Annotated in this window: 14 protein-coding genes and 1 pseudogene; 5 read left to right on the plus strand and 10 right to left on the minus strand. The window is 51.6% G+C overall.

The features are described from left to right. The first annotated feature begins 72 nt into the window (after positions 1 to 72). From rsmF to SOM48_RS01665, 3 genes are all read left to right on the plus strand, one after another. Complete coding sequence (gene rsmF, locus SOM48_RS01655; protein ID WP_320511291.1) at positions 73 to 1,512, plus strand: 16S rRNA (cytosine(1407)-C(5))-methyltransferase RsmF; 1,440 nt, start codon at positions 73 to 75, stop codon at positions 1,510 to 1,512. 114 nt (positions 1,513 to 1,626) lie between these two features. After that, positions 1,627 to 1,866 (plus strand): YebV family protein, encoded by a 240-nt coding sequence (locus tag SOM48_RS01660; RefSeq protein ID WP_023480127.1) that lies wholly within the window; start codon positions 1,627 to 1,629, stop codon positions 1,864 to 1,866. A gap of 105 nt (positions 1,867 to 1,971) precedes the next feature. Then, a complete protein-coding gene (locus SOM48_RS01665; protein WP_023480173.1) occupies positions 1,972 to 2,163 on the plus strand; it encodes a YdfD/YebW family protein in 192 nt (63 codons plus the stop codon). Here the strand turns inward: SOM48_RS01665 and pphA are convergent, their stop codons facing one another. The 6 genes from pphA to SOM48_RS01695 form a co-directional block, all read right to left on the minus strand. Continuing rightward, complete coding sequence (pphA, locus tag SOM48_RS01670; protein ID WP_320511292.1) at positions 2,164 to 2,808, minus strand: protein-serine/threonine phosphatase; 645 nt, start codon at positions 2,806 to 2,808, stop codon at positions 2,164 to 2,166. It lies immediately after the preceding gene. Between the two features lie 927 nt (positions 2,809 to 3,735). Further along, the gene (locus SOM48_RS01675; RefSeq protein WP_320511457.1) at positions 3,736 to 5,514 is read right to left on the minus strand and encodes a sensor domain-containing phosphodiesterase; all 1,779 of its coding nucleotides are present in this window, start codon (positions 5,512 to 5,514) and stop codon (positions 3,736 to 3,738) included. A 173-nt stretch (positions 5,515 to 5,687) separates the two neighbouring features. Continuing rightward, a complete protein-coding gene (locus SOM48_RS01680; protein WP_076770024.1) occupies positions 5,688 to 6,062 on the minus strand; it encodes a hypothetical protein in 375 nt (124 codons plus the stop codon). 430 nt (positions 6,063 to 6,492) lie between these two features. Further along, a complete protein-coding gene (gene arsC / locus SOM48_RS01685; RefSeq protein WP_038886220.1) occupies positions 6,493 to 6,918 on the minus strand; it encodes a glutaredoxin-dependent arsenate reductase in 426 nt (141 codons plus the stop codon). Between the two features lie 12 nt (positions 6,919 to 6,930). Further along, positions 6,931 to 8,220, minus strand: a complete 1,290-nt coding sequence (locus SOM48_RS01690) for an arsenic transporter (RefSeq protein ID WP_320511293.1) — start codon at positions 8,218 to 8,220, stop codon at positions 6,931 to 6,933. A 44-nt stretch (positions 8,221 to 8,264) separates the two neighbouring features. Then, complete coding sequence (locus tag SOM48_RS01695; RefSeq protein WP_320511294.1) at positions 8,265 to 8,585, minus strand: transcriptional regulator; 321 nt, start codon at positions 8,583 to 8,585, stop codon at positions 8,265 to 8,267. Between the two features lie 121 nt (positions 8,586 to 8,706). Between SOM48_RS01695 and SOM48_RS01700 the strand changes: the two are divergent. Beyond that, positions 8,707 to 9,097 (plus strand): annotated as a pseudogene (locus SOM48_RS01700) (NADPH-dependent FMN reductase); the annotation flags it as partial. 52 nt (positions 9,098 to 9,149) lie between these two features. Here SOM48_RS01700 and SOM48_RS01705 read toward each other — a convergent pair. The 4 genes from SOM48_RS01705 to SOM48_RS01725 all read right to left on the minus strand — a co-directional run bounded on the left by SOM48_RS01705 (position 9,150) and on the right by SOM48_RS01725 (position 12,748). Beyond that, positions 9,150 to 9,323, minus strand: coding sequence for a GnsA/GnsB family addiction module toxin (locus SOM48_RS01705; protein ID WP_076770027.1), 174 nt, complete (start codon positions 9,321 to 9,323; stop codon positions 9,150 to 9,152). A 1,331-nt stretch (positions 9,324 to 10,654) separates the two neighbouring features. Then, positions 10,655 to 11,041: a HumD family translesion DNA polymerase gene (locus SOM48_RS01715; RefSeq protein ID WP_320511295.1), complete on the minus strand. Its 387-nt coding sequence runs from the start codon at positions 11,039 to 11,041 to the stop codon at positions 10,655 to 10,657. Beyond that, on the minus strand, positions 11,041 to 11,280 hold the full coding sequence (locus tag SOM48_RS01720) for a DNA polymerase V (protein ID WP_320511296.1): 240 nt from the start codon (positions 11,278 to 11,280) through the stop codon (positions 11,041 to 11,043). The genes SOM48_RS01715 and SOM48_RS01720 overlap by 1 nt, the downstream gene beginning before the upstream one ends. 208 nt (positions 11,281 to 11,488) lie before the next feature. Further along, positions 11,489 to 12,748 (minus strand): tail fiber domain-containing protein, encoded by a 1,260-nt coding sequence (locus SOM48_RS01725; protein ID WP_320511297.1) that lies wholly within the window; start codon positions 12,746 to 12,748, stop codon positions 11,489 to 11,491. Positions 12,749 to 12,899: 151 nt separating this feature from the next. On the opposite strand from SOM48_RS01725, the gene cor reads away from it, so the two are divergent. Continuing rightward, positions 12,900 to 13,151 (plus strand): phage exclusion lipoprotein Cor, encoded by a 252-nt coding sequence (gene cor, locus SOM48_RS01730; RefSeq protein WP_320511298.1) that lies wholly within the window; start codon positions 12,900 to 12,902, stop codon positions 13,149 to 13,151. Positions 13,152 to 13,153 lie beyond the last annotated feature (2 nt).

Consider the following 13,153-nt stretch of genomic DNA (forward strand, 5'->3'; position numbering starts at 1 on the left):
GTGCTCCGGCGTGCCCGCGCCGGAGCCTTTATGCTACACTGCGCGCCTCTTTTTTTCCTTCTGGGGCGCCCCGTGGCTCAAAACGCTGTTTACCTTCCTGAAGAATTTCTCGCCCAGATGCGCCTGGCGATGCCTGAGCATCTCGATTTTGATGAGTTTATTGCCGCCTGCCAGCGCCCGCTGCGCCGCAGTATTCGCGTCAATACGCTGAAAATTTCCATTGATGACTTCCTCTCGCTGGTCGCGCCCTATGGCTGGCAGTTAACGCCGGTGCCGTGGTGCGCGGAGGGCTTCTGGATCGAGCGCGACGAGGAGGAGAGCGTGCCTTTAGGCAGCACGGCGGAGCATCTGAGCGGCCTGTTCTACATCCAGGAAGCAAGCTCAATGCTGCCGGTTGCCGCGCTGTTTGCCGGGGAAACGATGCCGCTGCGCGTGATGGATGTTGCTGCCGCACCAGGTTCGAAAACCACGCAGATTGCCGCACGCATGGGGAATCAGGGCGCCATCCTTGCGAATGAGTTCTCTGCCAGCCGGGTAAAAGTGCTGCATGCCAATATCAGCCGTTGTGGCATCCAGAATGTGGCGTTAACCCATTTCGACGGCCGCGTGTTTGGCGCTGCGTTACCCGAGATGTTTGACGCCATTCTGCTGGATGCCCCCTGCTCCGGCGAAGGGGTGGTGCGTAAAGATGCCGATGCGCTGAAAAACTGGTCCCACGCCAGCAATCTGGAGATTGCCGCCACCCAGCGCGAGCTTATCGACAGCGCCTTTCATGCCCTGCGCCCCGGCGGCGTGCTGGTCTACTCCACCTGCACGCTTAACCGCGACGAAAACGAAGCCGTCTGCCACTGGTTAGCGCAGCAATACCCTGATGCCGTTGAGTTCGAACCGCTCGGCAAGCTGTTCGAGGGCGCAGAGCAGGCGCTGACGGCAGAGGGCTTTCTGCATGTCTTTCCGCAAATTTTTGACTGCGAAGGGTTCTTCGTCGCCCGCCTGCGTAAAACCGCAGCGGTAGAGCGCTTGCCGGCCCCGACCTACAAAGTTGGTCAATTTCCGTTTGCGCCGCTGAAAGCGCGCGAAAGTGCTGTCGTCACCGCCGCAGCGGCTGAGGTCGGCTTACGCTGGGGTGATTCTCTGCGTCTGTGGCAGCGTGATAAAGAGATCTGGTTATTCCCTGCCGCCATTGAAGATCTGATCGGAAAAGTCCGCTTTTCCCGCCTCGGCATGCGCCTCGCAGAGACCCATAACAAGGGCCATCGCTGGCAGCATGAGGCGGTGATCGCCCTGGCAGGTGATAACAATCCGCTGGCCTTTGAGCTGACGACAGAGGAAGCGGAAGCGTGGTATCGCGGCCGCGATATTTACCCGCAGGCCTTGCCAGCCGGGGATGAAGCGATTGTGACCTTCCAGGGGCAGGCGCTGGGGCTTGCGAAAAAAGTGGGGTCACGGCTGAAAAACAGCTACCCGCGCGAGCTGGTGCGAGACGGTCAGCTTTTCGCCGGCAAGGCGTGACGCAGCGCATAAAAAACGCATTTTTTGACTGGCGACTTTCCGGCTGTTGTACCAGGCTGAAATGTGGGCGGCTTTACTGGTCGTACCACATTTTAACGATCGACGGAGAGCATTATGACGAAAACCAGCGTGCGCATTGGCGCATTCGAAATCGATGATGCCGAGTTGCAGGGAGAGAGTCAGGGTGAACGCAAACTGCATATTCCATGCAGTTCAGACCCCGATTTATGTATGCAGCTTGATGCCTGGGACGCGGAAACCAGCATTCCTGCGATCCTTAACGGCGAGCATTCGGTCCTTTATCGCGAACATTACGACGAGCAATCTGATACCTGGATCATGCGTCTTGCCTGATCTGATGTGAACCCGTCCGTGAGACGGGTTATTTACCTGCCTGATTTCCCCTGCCCCCATTCATCCCCTACACTTATCGTTACGTTGTACAGAACCGAGGATGGAATGTTCGCGCTGGTCTTATTTGTTTGCTACCTGGACGGTGGATGTGACGACATCGTGGTTGATGTCTTTAATAGTGAGCAACAGTGCCTGGCTGCGATGGACGATCAGCGTATGCGTCACGGCGGTTGTTTTCCCGTAGAAGATTTTATTGATGGCTTCTGGCACCCGGCGCGCGACTATAGCGATTTTTAACTACTGCAGTTGAACCAGCGTTAACTCACCGCCGAACACCGCGCCGGTGTCGATATAGTGCTGGTTATGGGCATCGAAGCGCGCTTTCAGCGGCGTATGCCCGAACCAGAAGTCGTCCGCGCCTGCAATGCGCTCCCCTTTCCCGCACAGAAGCTGGTTGAGCCGCTCCCGCCGCCACAGCACCGACTCGCTATCCACCTCTTTTTGCCAGCTATACTCACTCGCCGGGTAATCAGCGTGGGCAATAACATTCAGCCCGTCGGATGTCTGAAGCTCAAGGATATAGGGTAACTGCGCACATTTGTGCAGAGCATTAAGCGCCTGAAGTTGCTCCTCTTCATTAAGCTTTGCAAACCAGCCGCCGCCGTTCATCTGCCACAGCGCGCGGTTGTTTTCCCGCAGGGCGTCAATGGCCATCTGTTCATGGTTCCCACGCACGGTGATAAACCAGCGCTGATTAAGCAGTGCCAGGCACTGCAAACTCTGCGGGCCGCGATCAATCAGGTCGCCGACGCAGATCAGCAGATCCTCATAAGGGTCGAAGTGACGCTCCCGCAGCGCCTGCATTAAGCGTTGATAGCAGCCGTGCAGATCGCCGACCAGCCAGATATGTCGCCACTCTTCGCCGTCGATACGTTGATACATAATCTACCCCTCTTTTCAGTATAGAAAACAGGCGATCAACGTTCTCTGAGCGGTTAAGTTTTTGAGATGGACGTTGCGAAAAAGGCATGAACTTGTCACTCATTTGCCGGAGAAACAGGAGCTGCACTCTGCGATTCATTGATGGCAAAAATAGCTAGACGCCCACATAGCGGGTTATGTTATGGTTTGCAGCGAATATGATGTTTTCGGGAAACTCTCGCTAAAAACGCCATATTCCAGAGAGATAAAAAAAGACCGAATACGATTCCTGTTCATGGTCTAAGGGTTATTTTAGTTTACATATCATAACCTTACCCGCACTTTAAGCTCATTTTTAACTTCCCAACACTTACCATTAGATACTTTTGTGATCAAATACTTGTTACTTTATTCGTGGGCTCGACGTGGAATTTTAGTGGTGGAACTCCTTCAGTAAATTACCCTCCATCCAGGCGGGCATAATCACTATCAATTAGCTTTGACGATCGGTAGATGTGAATACCGCATGGCGTCGCGCGGCGAAAACATTTTGCGCTTCATCTGCCAGGCCTGCAGGATCGCCTGCCCGGTAAAGTACAGTTAGAGTAATTTTTCATAACATTTACTGAAATTATTGTTATTTAATTCCAATAGTTACCGATACTATTGAAGCCATATTATGAATACTGCAATGTAAAAAGATGCCTTAGAACGTCCGCCAGGAGCGAGAAGCGGACATTTGATACGTGACTAAATGATATTTTTGTCATCTCAAACAAGAAAACCTAATCAGGCTGCTGTCACACAGGCCAAAAGGGGGCCAGAGTTATCGATTCAGGTTTGCAAATGTTGCTAAACCCTAATGATCTTATCGAAAGTCTTTTTTCCTCTATCAAAGCAATGTGTTTGCTATGGCCGTCAGTGTCGAGTTAATAAGAAGGGTTCAGTTCATTTTCGGGAAGAATTGTTATTAAGCCAGGCTTCCAGCGCAGCCGGTGGCAGTGGGCGGGAGAAATAGAATCCCTGAGCCTCGTCGCATCCGTATTTAATTAGCAGCTCCATTGTGGCTGCATCTTCGACACCTTCGGCAACCACCACATAATCCAGATCTTTCAGCATACGAATAATACTACTGGCTATGGTGCGGCTGCCTGAATCCTTAGTTATACCGCCGATCAGTGATTTATCAAGTTTGATTATATCGGCAGGCATACGGCGCAGATAACTAATATTGCTGTAACCTGCGCCAAAATCATCCAGCAGGATCCTGAATCCCAGTTCACGTAACTCGGCCATATTGGTCAGAGCCTCGGTATTCTCGGTGACGATTTCGTTTTCCAGACATTCCAGTCCGAGCAGATGTGCGGGCAGGCCCGCACACTGCATTTTTTTTGACAGAGTTGCGGCAAAACCTATGCGTGAAAGGTCGCTTACACTAACGTTAACCGATACGGGCAGAAATGAGAAATTATCAGACCAGACTGTCAACTGGCGGACGGCTTCGTCCACCACCCAGTCTGTCAGACGGTTCATCAGGCCCGAGAAATGTGCAACGGGCAGGAAATCCGCCGGAGAAAGTTCGCCTCTTTCAGGATGACGCCAGCGGATCAGCGCCTCCAGACTGACTGTCTGACCAGCGATCAGTGATATTTTGGGCTGATACACCAGATACAATCCGCCGTTGTTGCTGCGCAGTGCGGCATCCAGATCATTCATGAGGATGAAGTCACTGTTAAGTCGGGCGTCGCTGAGTTCATCAAACTCCTGCGCATCCACGTTCTTGTTGATGGCATCATGCAGTGCACTGACTGCACGCCTCAGGCTCTCCTGAGGTGACAATGATGCCGGCGCAAAACAGACTTCACCTGTATGTATGGTCAGGTTCATGGCCATCCCGTTTCTGGGATGGACGTTGAAGTCGCGCATCATGCTCGCGACATATTTTGCAGAAAAGCGGTCACTGGCCGGTGCCAGAATAGCGTAGCGTCCCACGGCCACAGTATAGATTATATCAGCAGGGTGCAGCGACAGTCTCTCCCGGATCAATAAGCCCGTATCACGCAGCATCGCCTCCACCGGCGCCATGCCCAGAGCACGCGCCAGCTCATAGGCTCGGGGTATATCAATACAGTCAACTAAAGTCAGTCTAAACAGGCTATGAGTATCCTGACGGAGTGTATCCAGGCGGCGTATCAGCTGCTGACGGTTTGGAAGGCCTGTCGCGGCATCTGTAAAACCCGCCGAATGCCAGACCTCCAGAAATGCCATCACCAGCCGGGCAAGCATTTTCAGCCTGGTGATTTTTCTGCGGGAAAATGGATGAGGTACCGTGTCTGTCACGCACAACGTGCCGAGAATGATTCCCTCCCGGTTAACCAGGGGCGCACCGGCATAAAAACGGATCCCCGGAGGTGCCACCACCAGAGGGTGTTTTGCAAAACGGGGATCCTGTAGCGTATCGTGCACGACCATCACTTTTCCACTGTCGACCACATAACTGCAGAAAGCATCTTCGCGGGTGGTCTGGCAAAGATGAAAGTTGTGAGCTGCCCGGATAACCTGATGGCTTTCATCAACAACGGAAATAAAGCTACCGGCGATGCCCAGTGAATCGCTGGTAAGACGGACAAATTCCTTGAGCACCGAATCCCTGTTTTCATCGGGTGTTTTGAGTGCGTTCATGGCTTTCTGCCGTTTTTCTTCATTGTCCCTGAGATTTATAAGCATAAAACCACTCCGGTGAAGCAGGTGACGGGGCGATGTCGGGTGAAAAATAATACGTTTTAACCAGACCTTAATATAAAGGCTCAGCTTATGCCTAATTCGGAAACAAACAGAGTGCATGTGCACAGCGCTGTTATGGTCTGCGCCGGTCATGGCTTTGCTGCGCTTACCGATTTTCATACACGTCCAGCCTGAAAGCAGGCTTTCAATGAAGGGGCGACATCCCGAACTGCACTCTCAATACCTTCTGAAATCTCCTGAATGCTCAAGATTAGCTTATCTGCATCATGCATGAGAGCATAACTTATAGGGGGAGTCGCCTGCGTGCCTTTAAGGCCGTGCAGAACATCTTTATACGCCAATGTTTCCAAAAAATACGGTCTCGCCTTATGAACCATGCCCGCATGCCGGAATTCAATGGCAGGCATAGCCCGCTGGAACGTGTCTAAGGAAGCAGCAGAACGCAGCCCTTTTTGTGAAAAAATCTGTCTGAGCAAATGTTTACGAGTCCTGTGCACCGGGTTAAGTTTAATAACCTCGGTTATCGGCATTTTTTCCTGAATGCATTACCTTTAATTGTGATAGTCACCGTAGACTATTGTTTGCTTTTGTTAATGAAGAACATTCTGTGACAATAAGACGCGTTGCTCAATGGAGGCACAGGTAATGACACCCATAGTCGAGGAACTCAATCACGGCCGGTCGGGCCGGTCACCGACGTTACAGCATCCCTGACCAGGGCCGCCTGGTTTCAGCCTCATGGCAAGCTGCTCACGCTCATGCTGTTGTTGGTGCAGTTTCTGGCTGACCTTCACTCGGGTTCCCGGGTGCGCCGGCAGATAATCAACCGCTATTTTTCCCGTTCCGGGCTTCATGCTTTGGCGCTTTTTAAAGGGTATCTGGGACGGAGCGGTCAGATAGCGCGGTCATGATGTGCGCTTTGAGCGAAAAGCAGACGTCCGAAATTTTTAAGTGGGCAGATTAATTAATCCGCTTCCCAGTTTCGTCAATGACCTTCTCGCCATCCTCTTTGGTAAACGCTCCTTTCTGACCTTCCGGTAGAATATCCAGCACTATTTCTGAAGGGCGGCAAAGACGAGTGCCAAGCGGGGTCACTACTATCGGCCGGTTGATCAGGATCGGATTCTGAAGCATCAAATCGATTAACTGCTCATCAGAAAATTTTTCTTCTTCAAGCCCTAATTGTTCATAAGGTTCTACGTTCTTACGCAGCAATACGTGTACCGGCATACCCATAGCTGAAATGAGTTTTTTAAGCTCATCACGTGCCGGTGGAGTATCGAGATAATAAACGATGGTGGGTTCGATGCCGCTGTTACGGATCATCTCCAGTGTGTTGCGTGAGGTGCCACAGGCCGGGTTGTGATAGATAGTAATGTTGCTCATATCAGTTTCTCACTACAAAGTGACAGATAGTCGCCACGCCAGCATCGCCAGAGTGATAAAGAGCACGGGCAGAGTCATGATAATGCCGGTGCGGAAGTAATATCCCCAGGTAATCGTTATATTTTTCTGGGCAAGCACATGCAGCCAGAGTAGGGTAGCCAGACTGCCAATCGGGGTGATTTTGGGGCCTAAATCGCAGCCAATCACATTGGCATAAATCATTGCCTCTTTAACGACGCCAGTCGCCGTACTCCCGTCAATCGACAGCGCGCCAATCAGCACAGTCGGCATATTGTTCATCACCGATGAAAGGAACGCGGTCAGGAAGCCGGTGCCGAACGTTGCTGCCCATAACCCCTTTTCTGCCAGCAGGTTCAGCACGCCAGACAGATACTCCGTGAGCCCTGCGTTGCGAAGGCCATAGACCACCAGGTACATGCCCAGCGAAAAAATAACGATCTGCCATGGCGCACCGCGCAGGACTTTTCCCGTGTTGATGGCATGACCTCTTTTCGCCACTATAAACAGCACTGCTGCGCCAGCAGCCGCTATCGCACTGACCGGGATCTCCAGAGGCTCCAGAACAAAGAAACCGACAAGCAGCAATAACAGGACAATCCAGCCCGCCCTGAACGTTGCCGGATCTTTTATCACACTGGCAGGCTTCTTCAGCAGCGAAACGTCATACGTCGCAGGAATGTCTCTGCGGAAGAAGAGATGCAGCATGACCAGCGTGGCCGCAATCGCTGCCACATCTACGGGGATCATAACGGAGGCATACTGCGTAAAGCTCAGACCGAAGAAGTCCGCTGAGACGATATTCACCAGGTTAGAAACAATGAGCGGCAGGCTGGCCGTATCTGCTATAAATCCTGCGGCCATCACAAAGGCCAGCGTTGTGCCCTTGCTGAATCCCATTGCAAGCAGCATCGCAATCACAATTGGCGTCAGGATCAGCGCGGCACCGTCATTGGCGAACAAAGCAGCAACAGCGGCACCGAGCAACACTATCCAGGTAAACAACAGGCGGCCACGACCGTTACCCCAGCGTGAGACGTGCAGTGCGGCCCACTGGAAGAAGCCGCACTCGTCGAGCAGCAGGCTGATGATTATGACCGCAATAAATGCCGCTGTCGCGTTCCAGATGATATTCCAGACAACGGGAATATCAGCGATATGGATGACACCGGTTACCAGCGCCAGCACAGCCCCGATACTCGCGCTCCATCCAATACTCAGGCCTCTGGGCTGCCAGATCACCAGTATCAGCGTCAGTAAAAATATACTCCCTGCCAAAAGCATCTCAGACTCCGTTATATATGATTACATAAATGTGTTCTTCTTCCTCAGCAGGAGGTGCAGGTTGATTTATCCAGCCATTTACGCAAATCCTCCCGCATACACTGCCAGGATGTCGTGATTGTCTCAGCTGCCCATGCCGGTAGGTGGGGTGACAGACGATAGTGGATCCATTTGCCTTCACGACGGTCCAGTACCAGTCCGGCCTCGCGAAGAATAGCCATATGTCGCGAGATTTTGGGCTGCGATTCGGAAATGGCCGCGCAGATATCGCAGACGCACAGTTCTCCTGACTCCCGGAGAAGCATGACGATGGCGAGCCGTGTTTCATCCGACAGGATTTTGAAAAGCTGAACAGGCTGTAGCATTTTTCACTCCGTTCCCTTCAGAATACACATATGTTAAATCATATGTGTTACTTTTGAAATCATCTTCTCTCCGGAGGAGAAAAATGGAACCATTTCCTGCCCGGAATGATGTGATAGCCACATCGCTGAACGCCTTCACATGCAGGAGTCGCCCCGGACTCTGATCCTGTCTGGCTCAATAAGAGATCGTTCCTGCAGCCACTTTGCCGCGAAAGAAGCTGGTCGACTGCTGACGGCGATGGACGCGGAGGTAAAACTCTTTAACTCCTCCGGTTTACCCATGCCGGATGATACGCCGGACACGCATTCTGAAGTCACCGAGCTTCGCGGTGTGGTCAGATGGTGTGACGGGATGGAGTTCTCCGGAACGGCACGGGGTTATGGCGCAGATTAACTGGATACCCTTGAGTGAAGGCGTAGTTCGTCCTTCGCAGGGCAAAACACTTGCGGTAATGAAGGTCTGCGGCGTTTCAAAGTCCTTAAATGCAGTGAACTGTATGCGCATTCCGGGCGCACCGGTCAACTGGGATCAATAAAAAAGGCCGTCTAAGCGACCTGTTTACTCTACATAAGTTTTATTTTTACTTTATACCCCTCAAGACCGGACATGGTCTCACTCGGGATAAACTCGATCTCAGCAACTTCTTTGCCTGTTTTTTTCCGTAGCTCAGTGATTTTTTTAGTAATAAGAGCAGAAATTTCTTGCTCAGCTTTACGCTCCAGTTCTTCAGGTTTCATATATACTCCTTTTTCACACCCAACCTTTTATAAATCATAGGTTATCTTCCATGAGTGCGCTCAGGAATAATCCCTCACACCACTGGTAAATCGGGAGTTGGTTGCAATGCCCACACTGCCGATGCCGCAGCCTCGTTCGCAGGATATCTGGTGTCAAGCCACAACCGACGCTTGCCAGATTTTTCCTGGCATTATCACAGACACACAGTGAATGCCTGTTGTAATGCCGTAATAGTCTTTCCTCTGCCATTAATAAAAATTTTGAATTAGTCATCCGCTTACGCTTTTTGTAAATGGTTTGTAGACCATACTTAGCTAGGCATTTTTAATGATGCGCAACCCGACCCAGGGAATGGCTTATGCATGAGCCCATACCTTCAGAGAGAATTGAAGGAACTGAGAACAAGAACCAATGCCGTACCTCAAGTTTGCCTTCGTTCAGAAGGCTTTTTTATTTGAGAAATTAGCAAGCTCAAGCTATTTCAAAAGTTTGTTTGCAGCTTCGACGATTTCACGTGATGTAACCTCTCTGTCAGAGGCCACACAAAACTCAGTATGATCGCCAGTCAGCGAATGAACTCCCGCATACCTAATCTTAAGGTGAGCTTCCTCACCATTCGGGTATTCACGGAGTATTGTGGTAGTGCCATCTACGACCCTGACAACCACCACCGGCTGCCGATTGAAGAACACCAGAACATTTTTCATTGGCATCCCTAATGTTGAGAGAAGGCCACAATAAGTGGCCTCTGATTAGTATCAGCTTGAAGCCAGAATCGTGATTCGCAGGAGCCACCCGGGCGATTCATGTTTTCTGATCCATCAATGGCCGCTGCCTTTCTGGTGTAGGCAAGGCGGCGGTGAATGGAGTCTACAGAGTTTTAACGTTTTCACATGACAAAGGGCAAGATGATGGTGGTTATGCTGCTACCTTTGATTTCCATTACCGATTCAACTGTTTCAGCAGTTTTAACCACTGCAAGTCGTGCATGTTTCTCCGCTACAGAGGCAGCCTTTCGGTTGTTGCTATCTGCCCGTTTTACTTTTTGGCATTATCACCCGCTGTGTTTAGACGCTGTAGCTCGAATTCACGAATCCCTACGAAGTTGTTGTTGGCCTACGCACAAAAATTAATGCAGTGCGGATTTAGTAATGTCGCTTCTGGCACTAAGCGGCTCTTAAGATAGGAGCCTCTGTCATGGGGTGTCGGGATTCGGAGGTTCAAATCCTCTCGTGCCGACCAAAATTCCCCAATTAAACCAGCCTCTTAGAGCTGTTTTTTTATGTTTAAAATTTGTCAAAGGTAAAATTAAGGTAAAACCCCTGACAAATTACATCACCGGACAGTCGTCAAACTCCCCTGTTCTGGCGTCATTGATGATGTAGGTGATCACCCCTTTGAAAACCAGCCGGCCTTCAAAGTCATCACTCGTCATTGGATAGGTGATTTCCGGTCTGTCCAGTTCTTCCAGCCTCGGGCAAGGATGAAGCCGCAGCCGCAGCATGCGCATCTGCTCATCCAGGTGACACATCACAATGGATCCATCGACCGGTGTGGCCGACATATCCAGAATCAACAAAGCACCTTTCTTTATCGCCTCACGCCTGGACTCTGTGCCGGCACGCAGGAAGTAAGTTGCGGAAGGTACACGGATCAGCTCGTGGTCGAGCGATATCTTTTCATCCAGGTAGTCAGCTGCTGGCGAAGGGAATCCCATCACAGGCCTCCGTTCGGGTTGTACATCATGAAGGTGCGGAGTTCTCCCTCTTGCTGAGAGATATCTTTGAACGTGCTGACGTGGCCCTCGATCCACTGGTTAGCCTCGCGCGGTGTCCAGTCCCAGTTAAACGTGAGCAAAACCTTCACAAAATCTGCCGTGGTAACCGTGCGTCGCCCGCTGGGCTCCATAAATATGGCCTGCCTGAATGCTGTCTCGATATCGTCTCTTCTGGGCATGATGTGCACCTACTCAATACTGTTTTTATATACAGTATTTTGAATTTCAGAGCTTATCAAGACGAAGCGGCAAGAAGATTTGTCAACGGCTTGAACAGCCGAATATTTTTCTTAAGTTAAATCATCTTTCGACTAAAGTTAATGCAGTCCCGTAGCCTGCACCAGACATGCACGGAATGTAACTGCCCCGTCGCCGGGGCTTTTTTATTCAAGAGCCCTGCGCGAGGGAAGATACGAGTGCCTTAAGCTCTGCCACTTCTCCCTTCAAATCGGAAATCTCGGCCTCATGTAGCTTCGCCAGCTCTATCAGGTAGGGTGTGATCCCCGCATAGTTGACCGCGCGTAAATCATCAATCGGATTGTTTTCGAGGTCGTGGGCGCCGAAATCATTTTTTGAGACGGCTTCAGGCGCCACCAGCTCAAGCTCCTGGGCAAGGATCCCCGCCTCTTCGGTATAAAGCGGTTCGGCGACTTCATAGAGGTTGTATCTCTTCTTGAAGGTATACCCGGTGACTGCACTGATTACCTCACGCGCATTGGTGATCGGCTTTATATCCTTCTTGATCCTGACATCGGATGTGCTCTGCCACAGCTGCCCCGTAGCGGTTCCGTTTGTCTGGAAAGCGTAGTTAGCGCCCCCTGCTTTTACTGTCACAGCGCCGGTAGTATTCAGCGTGACGCTATTTACTCCGATGTTGCTCGCCAGAATAAAGTGCTGGGCACCACTCGCTCCGAATCCCAGATAAGCCAGTGGATTTTCAGACGCATCCCTGAAACGTATATAGCCAAGCCCACTCGGAGCGGTGCGTATTACCAGTGGCTGCTCCGCCCCTGCTTTTGTCTCGATAGTGCCAAGAGAAGCTGTTCCACCGGTGATGGTCACCGCGTCAGAGCTAAGGCTGGTGAATGTCCCGGATCCACCAGTTATATTTACCGCGTCAGAACTCTGGGTAGCCATACTTCCCAGCCCCAGACTGGTGCGTGCTCCTGCTGCCGTCTTTGCGCCGGTACCGCCCTGAGCAAGTGTGATCGCTGTTGTCAGTCCGTTCAGACTGGTTATGTCGGCGTTAGCGCCCTTCTTCGCCAGCGACTTCTGGCCGGGAACGGTGACAGGCTGACCGTTAATGGTGATGGTCACATCTCCGCTGCCGTTCATCACATCCGCAAAACCACCCATGTACCGCTGGTACATGCTGAACGTCTCGGCGATATCCTGTGCCAGGCCATCCACGCTCAGACTGTCGCTCAGCAGGATGGCAAATTTTGTACCGGCAGGGACTGATGCCGCAGGTGACACGGTCAGGCTGGTCGCGCTGTCTACTGAGGAGATTTGAAAGGCCTGCGCCGGGCTGGTCAGTGCCAGCACCGTGCAGCCGGCACGAATGAGGGAGCCTGCTGCGGTGAAATTCGTGCCGGTGCCGGTCAGCGTATTGCCGCTAACTGCAATAGAGCCAGTTGTGTAAATCATGTTTTCTCCGGGCATGGCGCCAGAATACGGCGCGCGTATAAACGATCGATAAAGTCGATCAATCAGGAAATATTGATCTGTTTAATCTATTTAGCGCCTGACCAGGCGGCCAATAGAATGGATTCACATCCATACGGTTCAGGGAATAAAGATGAAAATGATTAACGCTGCGGCGGTTGTGCTGGTTTCGTTAATGGCATCAGGTTGCGCCAGCAACACGCCCCCGCGGTGCTATAACGAGGCTGTGGTGATGAAAAACCGGGTGTCGGTTCCGGTATTCGGCATAAGAAAACCGGTCAGCACCACCGAATATCTCTCCGGCGGCAGCTTCGGTTATCAGTGGATTGAGCGGAGTGCTTTTACAGACACCTCGGCCTGCGACAGGCTGCCGGTGACTGAGTGACA

Source organism: Kosakonia sp. CFBP8986 (assembly GCF_034044935.1).
Taxonomy (GTDB): domain Bacteria; phylum Pseudomonadota; class Gammaproteobacteria; order Enterobacterales; family Enterobacteriaceae; genus Kosakonia; species Kosakonia cowanii.